This window comes from Sulfurimonas sp. (assembly GCF_029027405.1).
Taxonomy (GTDB): Bacteria; Campylobacterota; Campylobacteria; order Campylobacterales; family Sulfurimonadaceae; genus Sulfurimonas.
This window is the reverse complement of record NZ_CP093396.1, coordinates 812,176-831,805: the sequence shown is the minus strand read 5'-3', so window position 1 is coordinate 831,805 and position 19,630 is coordinate 812,176. Positions and strand designations below refer to the sequence as shown.

Sequence of the window (19,630 nt, the reverse complement as noted above, 5' to 3'; positions counted from 1 at the left end):
CCTTATAGTTAATTTGAGTTTTATTATAGTCTTTAAAATACAACAAACAACTTAAAAAATATGCTTATTTGTTATATTACAATTATCGAAGTTAACTAATAAAGCAAGACTGTTTTTTTGTTGAGCTATATTTAACTCTTTTGCCGTAAATTTCCACTTTCTTATTGGTATAGTTGTCCATTGAAGGCATATTTACATCAATAGGAGCTATTCCATCTAAATCAGCTGAATGATGAAGATATCCTTGTCTTAACTCTTTATGTAAATCACCATGCATTTCGAATTTATCTTCTCTTAGCTCTTTGTATACTTTATATAAAAATTTATTATTTCTTGAATCAATTTTATATTGAGTTGAGATATCTTCAAAAGGAACTTTTTCTGAATTATCATCTGAGTTCAAAGCTTCCGTGTGCATAAGCTTCAAGCTAACATACTCATACTTATTTGAAATTTTTGGTCTGTATATATATAAATTATCATCTTCAATCAAGTTTTTAATTCTATAAAAACCAGCTTTTTTATTTCGCTTAATTTCTTTTATATCTTCAGCTGCCTCTACAAATAAGTCTGGACTGCTCTTTATCCACTCATACTTTTTATTCCATTTAAGAAGCAATTTTTCATTCTCATCAGCGATATAACGAGGACTCTTTTCTTTATCCATATAACCACCACCGACATCAGCGTGTGCCCCAGGAAGAGCTATCTCTTTCATTTTTGAATCTTCTTGAAACTTTTTAGAAGCACTCTCAGTAATATGTGTCATAGCAAAGTTTTTTCTGTACTCATCTTCAGCTGTGAGATGAACAAGTCTTCCTAATTTAGCCTCTTTAAAATCTAAATTTAAATCTTTATTATCATTTGCTTGACAAATCCCATAATGAGCTACAGTATCGTAAATCCCTATAAAACGAAACGAAACAGAATCTATCTGTAGTTTTCTTGCATATTTTTTGTAATATGGATTATAGTAGTCTACATCTCGTTTATTCCGACCTACACTTTTTGTAACAGTAATTTTTTCAATATCTGTTCGTAGAGGATTAAAGTAGTAACGTCCTTCTACCTTTGTATAAACACCACCTTGCTCTGGATAAAAAGGAGAAAATATGTTTTTTGATTCATCACTTGTATTTAGTGTATATTTACGTGTTGTATCAGATGTCTGGACATCATACTCTTTCATTATAGAACTCACAAAGTGTCTTGCTTCTGCCGCTCCACGTGAGAATCCAAAAACATCAAGAACCAATTCATTTACTAAGTTATAATTATTATGACGTAAGTTTTTAGCTATTTTATCGCAGGTATATACTATATGGGCTAATACACCGGTACTTCCAAATGCCAATCCTAAACCTATCTTACTATCTGACTTTAGTTTCCCACTCTCATAAGGGTCTATACAACCATCTCCACTAGCATAGACTTTAAAGCTGTCTTTTATATATTTCCTTGGCTCTGAGTCTTTTAGATTTAAGGGATCATAAGCTTTGTAATGTTCGAACAAACGTTTGATATTTGTATATCCATTCACAAAACTACTGCCCTCCCCTGAAGGAAGAATCTCATCATATACATACTCTTTTACTAGAGTCTCTTTATACTCTTGTGTGTCTGCATCTAGTATTATCCCATCTTTAACAGCTTTCTCAGTATCTTTGTTTAACTTTCCATCTTTAATATTTATAAGAAAGTCATAGACTTTATCTGAATGATCTGATGCTCTATCTTGAAACCAAGACTTATATTTTGTATCTTCGTTGTTTATCTTGTCTTTTGATGAGTTTTGGAAATAACGGACATTTTCTTGGATTTCGTCACGAATAACGTTGATAATTACATCTTTTCTTGGTTCATTAACTTTTCTTATGTACGTTGCTGCGTTTGGATAGAAATCTTTATTATGTTCATCTCTTTTAGTAATATCTAAACTTTCAGCATCAACATCCAAAACAATTTTAGTTTGCTCACTAAGATACTTATGAAAATCCAGATTAAAGTCTACATTATACATACTGTTTTTAGTTCCATCGAAAAAGACTCCATACTCAACTAGAACCTTTGGCATCAAAGAAACAGAAGCATGTTCACTTAGAACTAGTACATCATAAACATCATCTTTTTTATTGTATATATAAGGGAGTGCTACTAAAGCATAAGCTTCATCTTCTATATTATCAGCATATAAGTATTGATTACAAATTTTAACATCTAGCCTAAGGTATCCAAAATTTGAATGCATATTCTCATCATTTTTTAACACAGAAGCTTCATCAAAAAAACCAAAACCTTTTAGAAGACTTTTTAACTTATTAGCATCTTTAGACGGTGTACTTTGACGAATTATCCATTTATTTTTAAACTTTGAGGGATAAGTTCTAAACTCAGATATTTTTGTTTTATCTAAAGTAAAGGCAGGTTCATCTTTTGCATTTACACACTCTTGTAAAAGTGGGAGGTATTTATCTTTTATCTCATTAATTCTATCTTCATTACTTTTTGCTTTATCATTTAGAAACGCATCGCCTAACTCATCTCGTCCAACTACTAAAAAAGCCCATCTAGTTCTAGCATTCTGCGCGGCAGCGACTCCACTATTATTATAAAAAAACCGTACAACATGCATAAACTCTGTATCATGATAATAAACATTTGATGAGCCTCTTTTAATTTCTGACATTATTTTTGTGCCTCTAGTTTTTTTAGTTGTTTTTTTGCACCTTTATATCCAAGTCTATCAGCTCGTTTATACCAATAAATTGCTTTGTCGTTATTGTCTAACTCCGTTTTATACAGTATCGCTAAATTTTTAGCCGATGACATATAGCCTAAATTAGCTGCTTTTTCATACCATAACATAGCTGTTTTTATATCTTTTTTTTCAGTGAGATAATAAGTTCCTATATCATGCCCACTACTACTGCAACCAATATTAAAAGCTTTTTCCATCCAATATAAATATTTATCATTATCTTTATATTTATCTCTATAAACAAATGCTAAATTTTCGGTTCCATCGCAATCTTTCATTTCATAAGCTTTTGTGTACCATTTAATAGCTTTTTCTTTGTCATTTAAATGATTTGAATACATATATCCTATCATTACAGCACCATCAGCATCACCTAACTCTATCGCCTTTAAAGCATACTTCTTTTCATTCTCATAATCTTTATACTCATTAACATAAACCCTTGCCATCCCTATATAACCTCTGCTATCATTTAGGTTTGCTAAGCGTTGAAATATTTCTAATGCCTCTTTAGCATCTCCTTTTTTAGCAAGCATATATCCATAAGCATCATAAGCATCTTTATTTCCGAGTGCCATCGATTTTTTATACCAAGGTTCTGCTTTTTTATACTCTAGCAGTTTGTCATAATTGGCTGCTAGATTATAAATAGACTTATACTCACCTAACTCTGCCCCTTCTTTATAATAATAAATTGCATCATTAAGCCCATTTTCTATATAGGCTTCATGAAGACTTCCTAAAAGGTAGTAAGATTCTTTGGAAGCTTTTTTAGCACCTTTTAGGTACTCTTTCTTTGCTTTTTGAAAGTCCTCTTTATCTAGGTAGAGATTCCCAAGATAGTTATATGCTTCAACATTACCTTTTTTTATCCACTCTTGATAATAAGCAATAGCTTCATCTTCTTTAAGTAGCTTTTTTTCTAAGATTGAACCTACTCTAAATACTGAATCTTTATAATTTTTATCTGCTGCTTTTTTAAACCATTTTACTGCAAGGTCATACTCTTTTTTCTGCTCTTCATAAATTCCACCAAGATAGTACATAGCTTTTGCATCATCTTGAAGAGTTGCTTGTTTGTAAAAATTAATAGCTTCATCAAATCTGTTTTTAGTAACAAGGTAACCTGCTAAGAAATTTATATCTTCTATTGATTTACTATTATTAACTTCTTTTTTTAAACACTCTATATATTGATTTGTAGTTTCTAACTTATCTGTACATATTGAAACATCAGCATTTAATGCTGTTAGTAAAAATAATGTTATTAATAAAAATCTATTCATTACTTTTTTCTTCTCCATTTATCTCTTCTTCACTATCTGCAAAATTGGCATGTGCAACGGCGACATTCATTTGAGTTGTTTCTATATATGCTGTTATTTTAAGGTCTAGTTTTTCACCCTTATAGGTATGAGTCATTGTCCCTTTTGCATTTGACTCAGGAACATCTTTACCTTCTACTGTCCATCTTGTTTCTGCTTTTTCTTCTTCAGTAATCTCATCAACATTATATATTGCTTGAGCTTCAAACTCTTTATTGTCATTGTTCGTAATATTAACGAGAATATCTTCTACCTCAAGCATACGTTTAAGTTCAGTAACTTCATATCCCTCTTCAACTGCATCAACTACAAATGCATGAGCATGTCCGTGTTTATAGATATTCTCTTTTTCGAGTGTAACAGACATTTCTAAACCTTTGATGTTAATGGTATCGTCTGTTGGGTTGTCTGTTAATATATCTTTATTCTCTTGGTCATTATTTTTAACGAAGTACCAGTTGATTTGTGCATTTTGTGTTGTTGTAAGTTCTGTTGTTTCACTCCATGCACCATCTTCAAACTTTTCTACACTAGCTGTGTATGTTAATACTTGGGTAATCTCATCTTGTTTAGTAATGCTTGCTTCAACTTTTGTAACTTTGAGTTTATTATAGAGTGGTTTTTCTATTTTAGCAATAGCAATGTTACTCGCTGTTACTCCTGCATTTCCTGAGTCAGTATCAACTTTTGATGCTTTTAGATGAATCCCTCCTCCATCTACAGTTAGAACACTTCCACCACACTTTAGGCTTATTCCATCACTTGCTTCTATTTCTACAGTTTCAGCTTCTTGTTTAATTGTTTTTGCGTTTAAATGGTAAGAACTTGTTATTTCAATCCCAAGTTCTGCTTCTATTTGTAAAAATAGATTTGCTAAGTATTTTTCTTTTTGGTCTTTTTCTATATAGTGAGTTACTTGACCTTTTATCCTTTGGATAAGATCTTGTTCTATGATTGTTTTTTGATTATTATTGATGATGGTGTTAGCATCTTTAAGTATATGTATCTCTTGGTCTTCTTTGATTGTTAGTATTTGCTCTTTTTCTATTGTCTTTATCTCATTACCTAGTATATTTACTTTCTTATCATTTCCTATTGTTTGGGTTGAATCGTTTTGGACAGTGAGTTCTAGGTCATTATCTATGATTGTTTTTTTATTGTTTGCTATATGTGTATTACTATTGTTTAGTACATTTAGTTCATAATCATTCTGTGCTCTTAGGCTTAGTAACTCTTCTCCTTGTTTATCTTCAAAGAGTAGTTCATTATATCCCTCTTTATCTTCGTATTGGGGTGTTGTTTGGGTTTTTATAAATGACTTTGTTTTTTCTTTTGGCAGGTTAAATGGATGTCGGTTTTCTCCATTGTGCAAAGCTCCCGTTATTATTGGTCTATCTATATCTCCATTTATAAAGCTTACTATTACTTCAGAGTTAACTCTAGGTAAGAACTGTACGCCATAGCCATCTCCACTATAAATATTTGAGAGTGGTACATAAGCAGAGGTAGGTCTCTTTTCATCAAAGTGAAATATTACTTTTATCTCTCCTCTTTCGTTTACATCTATTTCATTTGCAAACTTTTGAGTATCTTTATCTGTATTTGATACTATTGCTGTTTGTATAGAGTGGATTCGTGGTTTGGAGGTAATTACTTGGGGTCTATATATAACATCACTTGGGATTGCTATGAACTCTACACTGTACTGTGCTTGTTGTTCATCATCTGCAACTTGAGCATACTCATCTAAGGCATTTGGAAATGTTGCTTTATACTTTACACTTAGAACAATTACTTGAGTATTCTTATGTCCTTTAATATCTTTTAGGTTTAGAACTACTCCATCTTTAACACTTAATTCTTCTGAGTTTCCTAGAACTCTAATACCTTGTGAAAAACCTTGCTCTGCATCTATCTTTGCATAACGAGAGAGGTCTTTATACAGAGACTCATCTAGTTTATCAAGTCTATCACGGAGAGTCTCTTTTTTTATATCTGAGCGTAATTGGGATGTTACTTCATTATCAGCAAAAGTATGACTATGCATTACTTGTCCTGCTTGTATATTGAAGTCTAAAGAAGGCTTTTTATTTTCATAATAGTCTTGTGCTTGTGCTGATGTTGAAAATGTTTTAACTTTATTATATGTACATTCTATGATTTCTGTATTTAGTGGAGCATGTTCGTTTAGTTCACATAGGGTAACTGTGTATGGATTATTTGAAGATGCATCTATTAGAAGGATATAACCTTCTTCTTCGCACAACATTTTAATAAATTCAAAGTCACTTTGTTTATACTGCGTACAAGTATGACGCTTTGGTATAGTTTGAGTATCTATTTTTACATCAAGTTGAATATTTAGTAGTACTGAATATTTTGCAATGATAGATGAAATGATATCAGGTACATTCATCTCTTGATAAACTTCATATCTTTGGTTAAGTGAAAGATAGTGTAGAGGGGATACTATTTTTATTTGGTAAAGCTTTTTTCTTGCTACACTTCCATTCTCTTTAGCTTCAATGATTTTTCCATATATCTTTTTAGAATTTAGTGGGCTTGTTTCATCTCTTAAGTGTAGTTCTGTCTCTGTATCTACTATATCCTCTACATTTATCTCTTCATCACTTATAAAGGTAAGTTTATATTCGTATCCAGTTAAGATTGAACTTTTACCTTCTAGTTCATATACGCTATAGGAGTCTCTTCCTTGCATAATAGTATCTGCTTGATTATATTCAGATAGTTTTAGTTGGGCTGTTTTGGTTTTATGGGGTTTGGTTTTTTGGTTTAGGGTGTTGGAGTTCATTAGTTTAGTCATATTAATATCTTCTCTCCCTATCTATTTACTTATATTGCTTCTTTATATTTATATTAAATTTAGTTTTTTAAATTACTAATTTATAGGAATAAATTTTCCTTCTTTAAAGTTGTAGCATTTGTTTTTATAAATTTTCCCATTATATGCATCTGTGCCAGATATACAAATTGCACTACTGTCTTTTTTAAATTTTATATCAAATTCTAAAGTATCATCTATCGCATAAATGGTTGGAAAGTCATAAGCCTTACCATTATTAACATTGACTACTGTTCCTGCTCTAATTTTCATATTTCCAAGTGCAGTTATAACCACAACATACTTACCTGAAAAACCAACTCCTTTTGAAAGCTCTTTTTTCGTAGTGTTATAATATTCTAAACTCATTTTATTTTCATCATAAACAAGTTCAAAAAAGCCACCTTTATAAATATTATTCACAGGGTACTTACTAAATATGTCATCCTTCGCACATGCATTGATACTTATGAGTAGTGTTAATAATAGTATAATTAATCTCATTTTTTACCTTTATTCTTTTTTGATTTTTCTAAAGCATTTTTCATTTCATCTAATGATAAATGAGCTTTATTTAAACCATCTCCCACATAATATGATTGTCCACCTTGCGTAATTTAATTTTTTAGTTAAGGGAACAACCAGTTAGATTATTTATGACTTTTTTAGTTACTCTTGTACCTTTCTCATTACTTAATATAATTGTAAAAGTCCCTTCTTCTGTACAAGGATACTCTAAAATGAATGGTATAAATTGTGGTTCATTGGTATATAAAACAACATTTTTTGATTCAGATACATTATAGTCTTCTACTAAACCTTCAGCATCATTTTCGCGACCCTTACCATGACCTTTTAAGCTCAATGTATATTTTTGCATATAATCGTTAATCTGTGAAATTTTAATTGCTACAAATAAACTCATATTATTACCATAAATACTAGTAGGTTTTAAAACTATTTTATTTGAATTATGATCATATATTTTAATTGATACACTATCTATATTAAAAATTTTATCTGTACTACCTGCTATTAAAATCGATATAGATATTAATATTCCTATTATGAACTTCATGCTATTTTCCTTATCTGTTATTTAGCTATTTTGGTAAATTACTTTTTGCTTTATCAAGAATATCTGTTGGATTAATTAAATCACTTCTTCTCTCATACGGTAAGTTACTTTTATCTGTTAAAGAACCTTTACTTGTTCCTTTATACAACTCTAAATGTAACATTGACATTTTTGTACCACTTTTAAATACTAATTGTCCAACATATCCTATATGCTGACCTTTTTTTACTTTTGAACCAACTTTCAAACCACTTGCTATTCCTTTTCCATTAGGTCTTATTTCACCATATCTAGCAACATACTTTGCATGCTTAATTGTTATTTGGTTTGTCTTTAAATAAAAACTTTTATGCTCAAGTATTACACCATCTTCCATAGCATAAATTTTTGTTCCTTCTGGAGCATATAAATCACATCCTGCATGTATTCTTTTACTAGGAGGACGTCCAGCACCAAATTTTCGCATACCACTTTTATAACTTTCTTTTGGAACAAAAGGAAGTGGAAAGATAGTTTCAGGCTCAACATACCCCCACCCCTCAACCAAAGCCTCATCCAAAGCAAGTAGTGTGTTCTTTCCTACTACTCCGTCAGCTTTACTTTGATTGTATTGATGAGTGTTATGTGTTGCTTTATAGTTCTCTTGGAAAGTCATTACTGCTTGTTCTCCATCATTTCCTAACTTAGCATCTATACCATCACTACCTATATCTATTTTCATCTTTTGAAGAGCTTCTTGTATGAGTTTTACTTCATTACCTTTAGAACCTTTTTTAAATACTGTCTTTTGTATATCTTCTACTATATCATTTAAAACTTTATCTTCTTTGTAGAGTTTTGATTTTAGGGTTCTTTGTATACTTGTTTTATTACTTTTATACTCTTTATCTTTATGTTTCACTACTGCTTGTATATCTTGTATATCATTTATATCTATACTTAGCATTGTTGCTATTTCTTGCATAGTTAATGTTTTTTGAATCTCTTTGTTTTTAACATACTCTTCGAAGCTACATACTTTAGGTTCATTGATGTTTTTTAGCAAAGTGACTATATCTAGTTGTATTTGTGTTCCTTCTCCAATATTTGCATTTGCTTTTATTATTATCTCTTCATCAGGTTTTACTACTTTAGCGAAGGCTTGTGTTGGTTTATCTATTGAAACATTTGTTATTTCACCTTCAAGTGTAGGTCTTACATAAGAGATAGTCTCTCCTGTGTTTTTTGGATACTCTCTTGGGTATACTTTTATATTTATCTCTACTAGTTTAGGTTCATCTTCTTTTTTTGTTTTAAGTTTATGTTCTACGCTTAGGTCATCTTTTACTTTTTCTTCTATAGTTGTTACTTTACCTGAAGAGTCTTTTTCTTGTATCTCTACTTTTAAATCTTTTATCTCATCTTTTGTTGGGTTATCTATGTTTAGTTCAACACTATAGTTTATTTGAGTAGAGTGAGGTTCAACTATATTCTTACCTAAGACTTCTACTACATTTACTTGGCGTTTTAGTTCACTTAGTCCATAACCCTCTGTTTCATCTTCTGGGCTATTTACAAAGCAGTGTGCATGTCCGTAGTGTTGTATATTATCATCTTGTAGTTTTACTTTCATTATGAGAGCATCTATCTCTATCTCATCATCTGTTGGTGTGTTTGTTAATATATCTCTATCTTGCTTATCATTGTTTTTTATGAAGTACCATTTTAGTTGAGCTGTTTGTGTTGGGTTTAGTTCTGTGGTCTCACTCCATGTTCCATCTTCATATTTTTCTACTTTTGCTGTATATATAAGTTCTTGTGTAATCTTATCTTGTTTAGAGATTGATGTTTGCATTCCTATTACTCTTATCTTTTCATAGAGTGGTTTTTTCAAGTCTTCTATACTAACTGTTTTTGAGGTGACTCCTGCGTTTGCTGAGTTATCATCATAGTTTGATGTTTTAAAGTGTATACCTGAGCTATCTACTGTTAGAACATTTCCTCCAACTTTCAAGCTTATTCCCTTTGCTGAGTCTAGCTCTATAGTTTTTGCTGCTTGTTTTATGGTCTTTGCTTTTAGGGAGTATGCTTTTTTTACTTCTATAGCTAAGTTCTCTCCTACTTGTTGGTATTTACTACCTAGGTGTTTTTGTTGAGTATCTTTTTCTACAAAAGAGGTAGAGAAACCTTTTACTCTTTGTGTTAAATCTTTTTGAACAACATTAAATGAGTTATTATTAACAATAGAGTTTGAGTCTTTAAGTATATGTATCTCTTGGTCTTCTTTGATTGTTAGTATTTGCTCTTTTTCTATTGTCTTTATCTCATTACCTAGTATATTTACTTTCTTATCATTTCCTATTGTTTGGGTTGAATCGTTTTGTACAGAGAGTTCTAGGTCATTATCTATGATTATTTTTTTATTGTTTGCTATATGTGTATTACTATTGTTTAGTACATTTAGTTCATAATCATTCTGTGCTCTTAGGCTTAGTAACTCTTCTCCTTGTTTATCTTCAAAGAGTAGTTCATTGTATCCCTCTTTATCTTCGTATTGGGGTGTTGTTTGGGTTTTTATAAATGACTTTGTTTTTTCTTTTGGAAGGTTAAATGGATGTCGGTTATCTCCATTGTGCAAGGCTCCCGTTATTATTGGTCTATCTATATCTCCATTTATAAAGCTTACTATTACTTCAGAGTTAACTCTAGGTAAGAACTGTACGCCATAGCCATCTCCACTATAGATATTTGAGAGTGGTACATAAGCAGAGGTAGGTCTCTTTTCATCAAAGTGAAATATTACTTTTATCTCTCCTCTTTCGTTTACATCTATTTCATTTGCAAACTTTTGAGTATCTTTATCTGTATTTGATACTATTGCTGTTTGTATAGAGTGGATTCGTGGTTTAGAAGTAATTACTTGGGGTCTATATATAACATCACTTGGGATTGCTATGAACTCTACACTGTACTGTGCTTGTTGTTCATCATCTGCAACTTGAGCATACTCATCTAAGGCATTTGGAAATGTTGCTTTATACTTTACACTTAGAACAATTACTTGAGTATTCTTATGTCCTTTAATATCTTTTAGGTTTAGAACTACTCCATCTTTAACACTTAATTCTTCTGAGTTTCCTAGAACTCTAATACCTTGTGAAAAACCTTGCTCTGCATCTATCTTTGCATAACGAGAGAGGTCTTTATACAGAGACTCATCTAGTTTATCAAGTCTATCACGGAGAGTCTCTTTTTTTATATCTGAGCGTAATTGGGATGTTACTTCATTATCAGCAAAAGTATGACTATGCATTACTTGTCCTGCTTGTATACTGAAGTCTAAGGAAGGCTTTTTATTTTCATAATAGTCTTGTGCTTGTGCTGATGTTGAAAATGTTTTAACTTTATTATATGTACATTCTATGATTTCTGTATTTAGTGGAGCATGTTCGTTTAGTTCACATAGGGTAACTGTGTATGGATTATTTGAAGATGCATCTATTAGAAGGATGTAACCTTCTTCTTCACACAACATTTTAATAAATTCAAAATCACTTTGTTTATACTGTGTACAAGTATGACGCTTTGGTATAGTTTGAGTATCTATTTTTACATCAAGTTGAATATTTAGTAGTACTGAATATTTTGCAATGATAGATGAAATGATATCAGGTACATTCATCTCTTGATAAACTTCATATCTTTGGTTAAGTGAAAGATAGTGCAGAGGGGATACTACTTTTATTTGGTAAAGCTTTTTTCTTGCTACACTTCCATTCTCTTTAGCTTCAATGATTTTTCCATATATCTTTTTAGAGTTTAGTGGGCTTGTTTCATCTCTTAAGTGTAGCTCTGTTTCTGTATCTACTATATCCTCTACATTTATCTCTTCATCACTTATAAAGGTAAGTTTATATTCGTACCCTGTTAAGATTGAACTTTTACCTTCTAGTTCATATACGCTATAGGAGTCTCTTCCTTGCATCATAGTATCTGCTTGATTATATTCAGATAGTTTTAGTTGGGCTGAGATTCGTTGGTGGATTTTATTGTTCATGGGAGATGTTAGTTGTGACATTTTCTACCTTTTAAAGATACTTAGATACTTAATAAACTTTGGTATGAAAAGTACTAAAATATACTTTTCACACTAAAACTTATTTTCCGGGTTTCCCCGAAATAAAGTATAGGGGCTTACGCTCCTACACCTACTCTCCAGTCATCTTCTCCAGATGTACTAGCAGTTTCATGTCTCCAAGAAATCTTTCTGTAAGAAAAAGATACTATTTCAAGAGGCATAACTTGAGCCGCTGATGCACTCTCTTGAGATTCCATTGATGCATCCATATTAGTTATTACAGCATCTTCAAGAGTCATACTGTAGTAATGTTCAGGTTTACCTGCATATGAAGTTCTATACCATTTAAGTTCTACTTTCTTTAAAGTCTCACCTTTAGTTAGTGCATTATAAAGAAGTGGTGAACTTTTATCAATTAGTTTAGTAACAATCAATGGGTTGTGAGTTCTTTGACCTGTTGGTTGACCTGTAGTCGTATTTCGTGGGATGTTGATGTTGTGAGTAAATGCTTTTACTATCGCCTCATCTTCATGACCATTCTGATAAATATTACCTACTGATTCTGGTGTTGTTGCACCTTCTGTTATATTACCTTGTGTGCTACCTTCGATTGACATAAAAACTGGATTATCCATTTAATTTCCTTATAGTTAATTTGAGTTTTATTATAGTCTTTAAAATACAACAAACAACTTAAAAAATATGCTTATTTGTTATATTACAATTATCGAAGTTAACTAATAAAGCAAGACTGTTTTTTTGTTGAGCTATATTTAACTCTTTTGCCGTAAATTTCCACTTTCTTATTGGTATAGTTGTCCATTGAAGGCATATTTACATCAATAGGAGCTATTCCATCTAAATCAGCTGAATGATGAAGATATCCTTGTCTTAACTCTTTATGTAAATCACCATGCATTTCGAATTTATCTTCTTTTAGCTCTTTATATACTTTATATAAAAATTCATTATTTCTTGAATCAATTTTATATTGAGTTGAGATATCTTCAAAAGGAACTTTTTCTGAATTATCATCTGAGTTCAAAGCTTCCGTGTGCATAAGCTTCAAGCTAACATACTCATACTTATTTGAAATTTTTGGTCTGTATATATATAAATTATCATCTTCAATCAAGTTTTTAATTCTATAAAAACCAGCTTTTTTATTTCGCTTAATTTCTTTTATATCTTCAGCTGCCTCTACAAATAAGTCTGGACTGCTCTTTATCCACTCATACTTTTTATTCCATTTAAGAAGCAATTTTTCATTCTCATCAGCGATATAACGAGGACTCTTTTCTTTATCCATATAACCACCACCAACATCAGCGTGTGCCCCAGGAAGAGCTATCTCTTTCATTTTTGAATCTTCTTGAAACTTTTTAGAAGCACTCTCAGTAATATGTGTCATAGCAAAGTTTTTTCTGTACTCATCTTCAGCTGTGAGATGAACAAGTCTTCCTAATTTAGCCTCTTTAAAATCTAAATTTAAATCTTTATTATCATTTGCTTGACAAATCCCATAATGAGCTACAGTATCGTAAATCCCTATAAAACGAAACGAAACAGAATCTATCTGTAGTTTTCTTGCATATTTTTTGTAATATGGATTATAGTAGTCTACATTTCGTTTATTTCTACCTACACTTTTTGTAACAGTAATTTTTTCAATATCTGTTCGTAGAGGATTAAAGTAGTAACGTCCTTCTACCTTTGTATAAACACCACCTTGCTCTGGATAAAAAGGAGAAAAAATATTTTTTGATTCATCACTTGTATTTAGTGTATATTTACGTGTTGTATCAGATGTCTGGACATCATACTCTTTCATTATAGAACTCACAAAGTGTCTTGCTTCTGCCGCTCCACGTGAGAATCCAAAAACATCAAGAACCAATTCATTTACTAAGTTATAATTATTATGACGTAAGTTTTTAGCTATTTTATCGCAGGTATATACTATATGGGCTAATACACCGGTACTTCCAAATGCCAATCCTAAACCTATCTTACTATCTGACTTTAGTTTCCCACTCTCATAAGGGTCTATACAACCATCTCCACTAGCATAGACTTTAAAGCTGTCTTTTATATATTTCCTTGGCTCTGAGTCTTTTAGATTTAAGGGATCATAAGCTTTGTAATGTTCGAACAAACGTTTGATATTTGTATATCCATTCACAAAACTACTACCCTCCCCTGAGGGAAGAATCTCATCATATACATACTCTTTTACTAGAGTCTCTTTATACTCTTGTGTGTCTGCATCTAGTATTATCCCATCTTTAACAGCTTTCTCAGTATCTTTATTTAACTTTCCATCTTTAATATCTATAAGAAAGTCATAGACTTTATCTGAATGATCTGATGCTCTATCTTGAAACCAAGACTTATATTTTGTATCTTCGTTGTTTATCTTGTCTTTTGATGAGTTTTGGAAATAACGGACATTTTCTTGGATTTCGTCACGAATTCTATTGATGATTACATCTTTTCTTGGTTCATCAACTTCTCTTATGTATGTTGCTGCATTTGGATAGAATTTTTCATTATGTACATCTTTTTTCATAATAGGACGCTTTTCAGCATCCGTATCCAAAACAATTTTAGTTTGCTCACTAAGATACTTATGAAAATCAAGATTAAAGTCTACATTATACATACTGTTTTTAGTTCCATCGAAAAAGACTCCATACTCAACTAGAACCTTTGGCATCAAAGAAACAGAAGCATGTTCACTTAGAACTAGTACATCATAAACATCATCTTTTTTATTGTATATATAAGGGAGTGCTACTAAAGCATAAGCTTCATCTTCTATATTATCAGCATATAAGTATTGATTACAGATTTTAACATCTAGCCTAAGGTATCCAAAATTTGAATGCATATTTTCATCATTTTTTAACACAGAAGCTTCATCAAAAAAACCAAAGCCTTTTAGAAGACTTTTTAACTTATTAGCATCTTTAGACGGTGTACTTTGACGAATTATCCATTTATTTTTAAACTTTGAAGGATAAGTTCTAAACTCAGATATTTTTGTTTTATCTAAAGTAAAGGCAGGTTCATCTTTTGCATTTACACACTCTTGTAAAAGTGGGAGGTATCTGTCTTTTATCTCATTAATTCTATCTTCATTACTTTTTGCTTTATCATTTAGAAACGCATCGCCTAACTCATCTCGTCCAACTACTAAAAAAGCCCATCTTGTTCTAGCATTCTGCGCGGCAGCGACTCCGCTATTATTATAAAAAAACCGTACAACATGCATAAACTCTGTATCATGATAATAGACATTTGATGAACCTCTTTTTATTTCTGACATTATTTTTGTGCCTTTAGTTTTTTAATCCATTTTTGAGCTTTTTTATTTCCAAGTTTAGAGGCTTTTTTATACCAATAAATTGCTTTATCTTTATCTTTTAATTCTACAGAATATATATACCCTAAACTAGTGGCAGAATCTTCATCTCCCAATTCTGCACCTCTTTTATACCACTTTATTGCATTTTTCATGTCTTTTTTTATGTAATTAGCATACCCACGTTTAAACCCTGCAAAGCCACAACCCATAGCATCTGCTTTGTCTAACCATTCGTTATATTTTTTTTCATCTTTTAGGTCGTTTTTATAAACAACTACTAAATTTTCGGTTCCATCGCAATCTTTCATTTCATAAGCTTTCGTGTACCATTTAATAGCTTTTTCTTTATCTTTAAGGTCGTTTGAATAAATATATCCAAGTAAACTAGCCCCTCTTGCATTTCCATTCTCAATAGTTTTCAAACAATACTCTTTACATTTTTCAAAATCATTGTATTCATTGATATATATTTGAGCCATTCCCCAATATCCTCGACCATCACCAAGTTTACCAAGCTCTTCTAATACACTTAATGCCCCTTTTAAGTCGCCTTTTTTTCTAAGCATATGACCATATCCAAAATAAGCATCTTTATTATTAAGTGCCATTGCCCTTTTATACCATATTTGAGATTTATCATATTTAGCCATATTATCATACAGCACTGCTAGATTATAAATAGACTTATACTCACCTAACTCTGCCCCTTCTTTATAATAATCAATTGCATCATTAAGTCCATTTTCTATATAGGCTTCATGAAGACTTCCTAAAAGGTAGTAAGATTCTTTGGAAGCTTTTTTAGCACCTTTTAGATACTCTTTCTTTGCTTTTTGAAAGTCCTCTTTATCTAGGTAGAGATTCCCAAGATAGTTATATGCTTCAACATTACCTTTTTTTATCCACTCTTGATAATAAGCAATAGCTTCATCTTCTTTAAGTAGCTTTTTTTCTAAAATAGAACCTACTCTATATACCGAGTCCTTATAATTTTTATCTGCTGCTTTTTTAAACCATTTTACTGCAAGGTCATACTCTTTTTTCTGCTCTTCATAAATTCCACCAAGATAGTACATAGCTTTTGCATCATCTTGAAGAGTTGCTTGTTTGTAAAGATTAATAGCTTCATCAAATCTATTTTTAGTAACAAGGTAACCTGCTAAGAAGTTTATATCTTCTACAGATTTACTATTATTAACTTCTTTTTTTAAACACTCTATATATTTATTTGTAGTTTCTAACTTATCTGTACATATTGAAACATCCGCATTTAATGCTGTTAGTAAAAATAATATTATTAATAAAAATCTATTCATTACTTTTTTCTTCTCCATTTATCTCTTCTTCACTATCTGCAAAATTGGCATGTGCAACGGCGACATTCATTTGAGTTGTTTCTATATATGCTGTTATTTTAAGGTCTAGTTTTTCACCCTTATAGGTATGAGTCATTGTCCCTTTTGCATTTGACTCAGGAACATCTTTACCTTCTACTGTCCATCTTGTTTCTGCTTTTTCTTCTTCAGTAATCTCATCAACATTATATATTGCTTGAGCTTCAAACTCTTTATTGTCATTGTTCGTAATATTAACGAGAATATCTTCTACCTCAAGATAACGCTTAAGTTCAGTAACTTCATATCCCTCTTCAACTGCATCAACTACAAATGCATGAGCATGTCCGTGTTTATAGATATTCTCTTTTTCGAGTGTAACAGACATTTTTAAACCTTTGATGTTAATGGTATCGTCTGTTGGGTTGTCTGTTAATATATCTTTATTCTCTTGGTCATTATTTTTAATGAAGTACCAGTTGATTTGTGCCTCTTGTGTTGTTGTAAGTTCTGTCGTTTCACTCCATGCACCATCTTCAAATTTTTCTACACTTGCTGTATATGTTAATACTTGGGTAATCTCATCTTGTTTAGTAATGCTTGCTTCAACTTTTGTAACTTTAAGTTTATTATAAAGTGGTTTTTCTATTTTAGCAATAGCAATTTTACTCGCTGTTACTCCTGCATTTCCTGAGTTAGTATCAACTTTTGATGCTTTTAGATGAATCCCTCCTCCGTCTACCGTTAGAACACTTCCCCCACACTTTAGGCTTATTCCATCACTTGCTTCTATTTCTACAGTTTCAGCTTCTTGTTTAATTGTTTTTGCGTTTAAATGGTAAGAACTTGTTATTTCAATCCCAAGTTCTGCTTCTATTTGTAAAAATAGATTTGCTAAGTATTTTTCTTTTTGGTCTTTTTCTATATAGTGAGTTACTTGACCTTTTATCCTTTGGATAAGATCTTGTTCTATGATTGTTTTTTGATTATTATTGATGATGGTATTAGCATCTCTAAGTATATGTATCTCTTGGTCTTCTTTGATTGTTAGTATTTGCTCTTTTTCTATTGTCTTTATCTCATTACCTAGTATATTTACTTTCTTATCATTTCCTATTGTTTGGGTTGAATCGTTTTGGACAGAGAGTTCTAGGTCATTATCTATGATTATTTTTTTATTGTTTGCTATATGTGTATTACTATTGTTTAGTACATTTAGTTCATAATCATTCTGTGCTCTTAGGCTTAGTAACTCTTCTCCTTGTTTATCTTCAAAGAGTAGTTCATTATATCCCTCTTTATCTTCGTATTGGGGTGTTGTTTGGGTTTTTATAAATGACTTTGTTTTTTCTTTTGGCAGGTTAAATGGATGTCGGTTCTCTCCATTGTGCAAAGCTCCCGTTATTATTGGTCTATCTATATCTCCATTTATAAAGCTTACTATTACTTCAGAGTTAACTCTAGGTAAGAACTGTACTCCATAGCCATCTCCACTATAAATATTTGAGAGTGGTACATAAGCAGAGGTAGGTCTCTTTTCATCAAAGTGAAATATTACTTTTATCTCTCCTCTTTCGTTTACATCTATTTCATTTGCAAACTTTTGAGTATCTTTATCTGTATTTGATACTATTGCTGTTTGTATAGAGTGGATTCGTGGTTTAGAAGTAATTACTTGGGGTCTATATATAACATCACTTGGGATTGCTATGAACTCTACACTGTACTGTGCTTGTTGTTCATCATCTGCAACTTGAGCATACTCATCTAAGGCATTTGGAAATGTTGCTTTATACTTTACACTTAGAACAATTACTTGAGTATTCTTATGTCCTTTAATATCTTTTAGGTTTAGAACTACTCCATCTTTAACACTTAATTCTTCTGAGTTTCCTAGAACTCTAATACCTTGTGAAAAACCTTGCTCTGCATCTATCTTTGCATAACGAGAGAGGTCTTTATACAGAGACTCATCTAGTTTATCAAGTCTATCACGGAGAGTCTCTTTTTTTATATCTGAGCGTAATTGGGATGTTACTTCATTATCAGCAAAAGTATGACTATGCATTACTTGTCCTGCTTGTATACTGAAGTCTAAGGAAGGCTTTTTATTTTCATAATAGTCTTGTGCTTGTGCTGATGTTGAAAATGTTTTAACTTTATTATATGTACATTCTATGATTTCTGTATTTAGTGGAGCATGTTCGTTTAGTTCACATAGGGTAACTGTGTATGGATTATTTGAAGATGCATCTATTAGAAGGATGTAACCTTCTTCTTCACACAACATTTTAATAAATTCAAAATCACTTTGTTTATACTGTGTACAAGTATGACGCTTTGGTATAGTTTGAGTATCTATTTTTACATCAAGTTGAATATTTAGTAGTACTGAATATTTTGCAATGATAGATGAAATGATATCAGGTACATTCATCTCTTGATAAACTTCATATCTTTGGTTAAGTGAAAGATAGTGCAGAGGGGATACTACTTTTATTTGGTAAAGCTTTTTTCTTGCTACACTTCCATTCTCTTTAGCTTCAATGATTTTTCCATATATCTTTTTAGAGTTTAGTGGGCTTGTTTCATCTCTTAAGTGTAGCTCTGTTTCTGTATCTACTATATCCTCTACATTTATCTCTTCATCACTTATAAAGGTAAGTTTATATTCGTACCCTGTTAAGATTGAACTTTTACCTTCTAGTTCATATACGCTATAGGAGTCTCTTCCTTGCATCATAGTATCTGCTTGATTATATTCAGATAGTTTTAGTTGGGCTGAGATTCGTTGGTGGATTTTATTGTTCATGGGAGATGTTAGTTGTGACATTTTCTACCTTTTAAAGATACTTAGATACTTAATAAA

Annotated in this window: 10 protein-coding genes; all 10 read right to left on the bottom strand. The window is 31.3% G+C overall.

Translation table 11 applies throughout. From position 1 onward, the window contains the following. Nucleotides 1-91 precede the first annotated feature (91 nt). The 10 genes from MOV42_RS03965 to MOV42_RS03920 all read right to left on the bottom strand — a co-directional run bounded on the left by MOV42_RS03965 (nucleotide 92) and on the right by MOV42_RS03920 (nucleotide 19,594). Nucleotides 92-2,686, bottom strand: coding sequence for a phospholipase effector Tle1 domain-containing protein (locus MOV42_RS03965; RefSeq protein WP_324172501.1), 2,595 nt, complete (start codon nucleotides 2,684-2,686; stop codon nucleotides 92-94). After that, nucleotides 2,686-4,044 (bottom strand): tetratricopeptide repeat protein, encoded by a 1,359-nt coding sequence (locus MOV42_RS03960; RefSeq protein WP_324172500.1) that lies wholly within the window; start codon nucleotides 4,042-4,044, stop codon nucleotides 2,686-2,688. Before MOV42_RS03960 ends, MOV42_RS03965 begins: the two co-directional genes overlap by 1 nt. Further along, nucleotides 4,037-6,907 carry a type VI secretion system Vgr family protein gene (locus tag MOV42_RS03955; RefSeq protein ID WP_324172499.1) on the bottom strand — a complete coding sequence of 957 codons (2,871 nt, stop codon included), beginning with the start codon at nucleotides 6,905-6,907 and terminating at the stop codon, nucleotides 4,037-4,039. The genes MOV42_RS03960 and MOV42_RS03955 overlap by 8 nt, the downstream gene beginning before the upstream one ends. A 75-nt stretch (nucleotides 6,908-6,982) precedes the next feature. Next, entirely contained in the window at nucleotides 6,983-7,429 is a 447-nt protein-coding gene (locus MOV42_RS03950) for a hypothetical protein (RefSeq protein WP_324172498.1), read from the bottom strand. Nucleotides 7,430-7,550: 121 nt separating this feature from the next. Next, nucleotides 7,551-8,003, bottom strand: coding sequence for a hypothetical protein (locus MOV42_RS03945; RefSeq protein WP_324172497.1), 453 nt, complete (start codon nucleotides 8,001-8,003; stop codon nucleotides 7,551-7,553). Between the two features lie 25 nt (nucleotides 8,004-8,028). After that, a complete protein-coding gene (gene tssI, locus MOV42_RS03940) occupies nucleotides 8,029-12,060 on the bottom strand; it encodes a type VI secretion system tip protein TssI/VgrG (protein WP_324172496.1) in 4,032 nt (1,343 codons plus the stop codon). A 116-nt stretch (nucleotides 12,061-12,176) separates the two neighbouring features. Beyond that, nucleotides 12,177-12,695, bottom strand: coding sequence for an Hcp family type VI secretion system effector (locus MOV42_RS03935; RefSeq protein WP_324172472.1), 519 nt, complete (start codon nucleotides 12,693-12,695; stop codon nucleotides 12,177-12,179). Between the two features lie 98 nt (nucleotides 12,696-12,793). Then, on the bottom strand, nucleotides 12,794-15,388 hold the full coding sequence (locus tag MOV42_RS03930) for a phospholipase effector Tle1 domain-containing protein (RefSeq protein ID WP_324172495.1): 2,595 nt from the start codon (nucleotides 15,386-15,388) through the stop codon (nucleotides 12,794-12,796). Next, a complete protein-coding gene (locus MOV42_RS03925) occupies nucleotides 15,388-16,743 on the bottom strand; it encodes a tetratricopeptide repeat protein (RefSeq protein WP_324172494.1) in 1,356 nt (451 codons plus the stop codon). The genes MOV42_RS03930 and MOV42_RS03925 overlap by 1 nt, the downstream gene beginning before the upstream one ends. Next, nucleotides 16,736-19,594 (bottom strand): type VI secretion system Vgr family protein, encoded by a 2,859-nt coding sequence (locus MOV42_RS03920; protein WP_324172493.1) that lies wholly within the window; start codon nucleotides 19,592-19,594, stop codon nucleotides 16,736-16,738. Before MOV42_RS03920 ends, MOV42_RS03925 begins: the two co-directional genes overlap by 8 nt. Nucleotides 19,595-19,630: the final 36 nt, after the last annotated feature.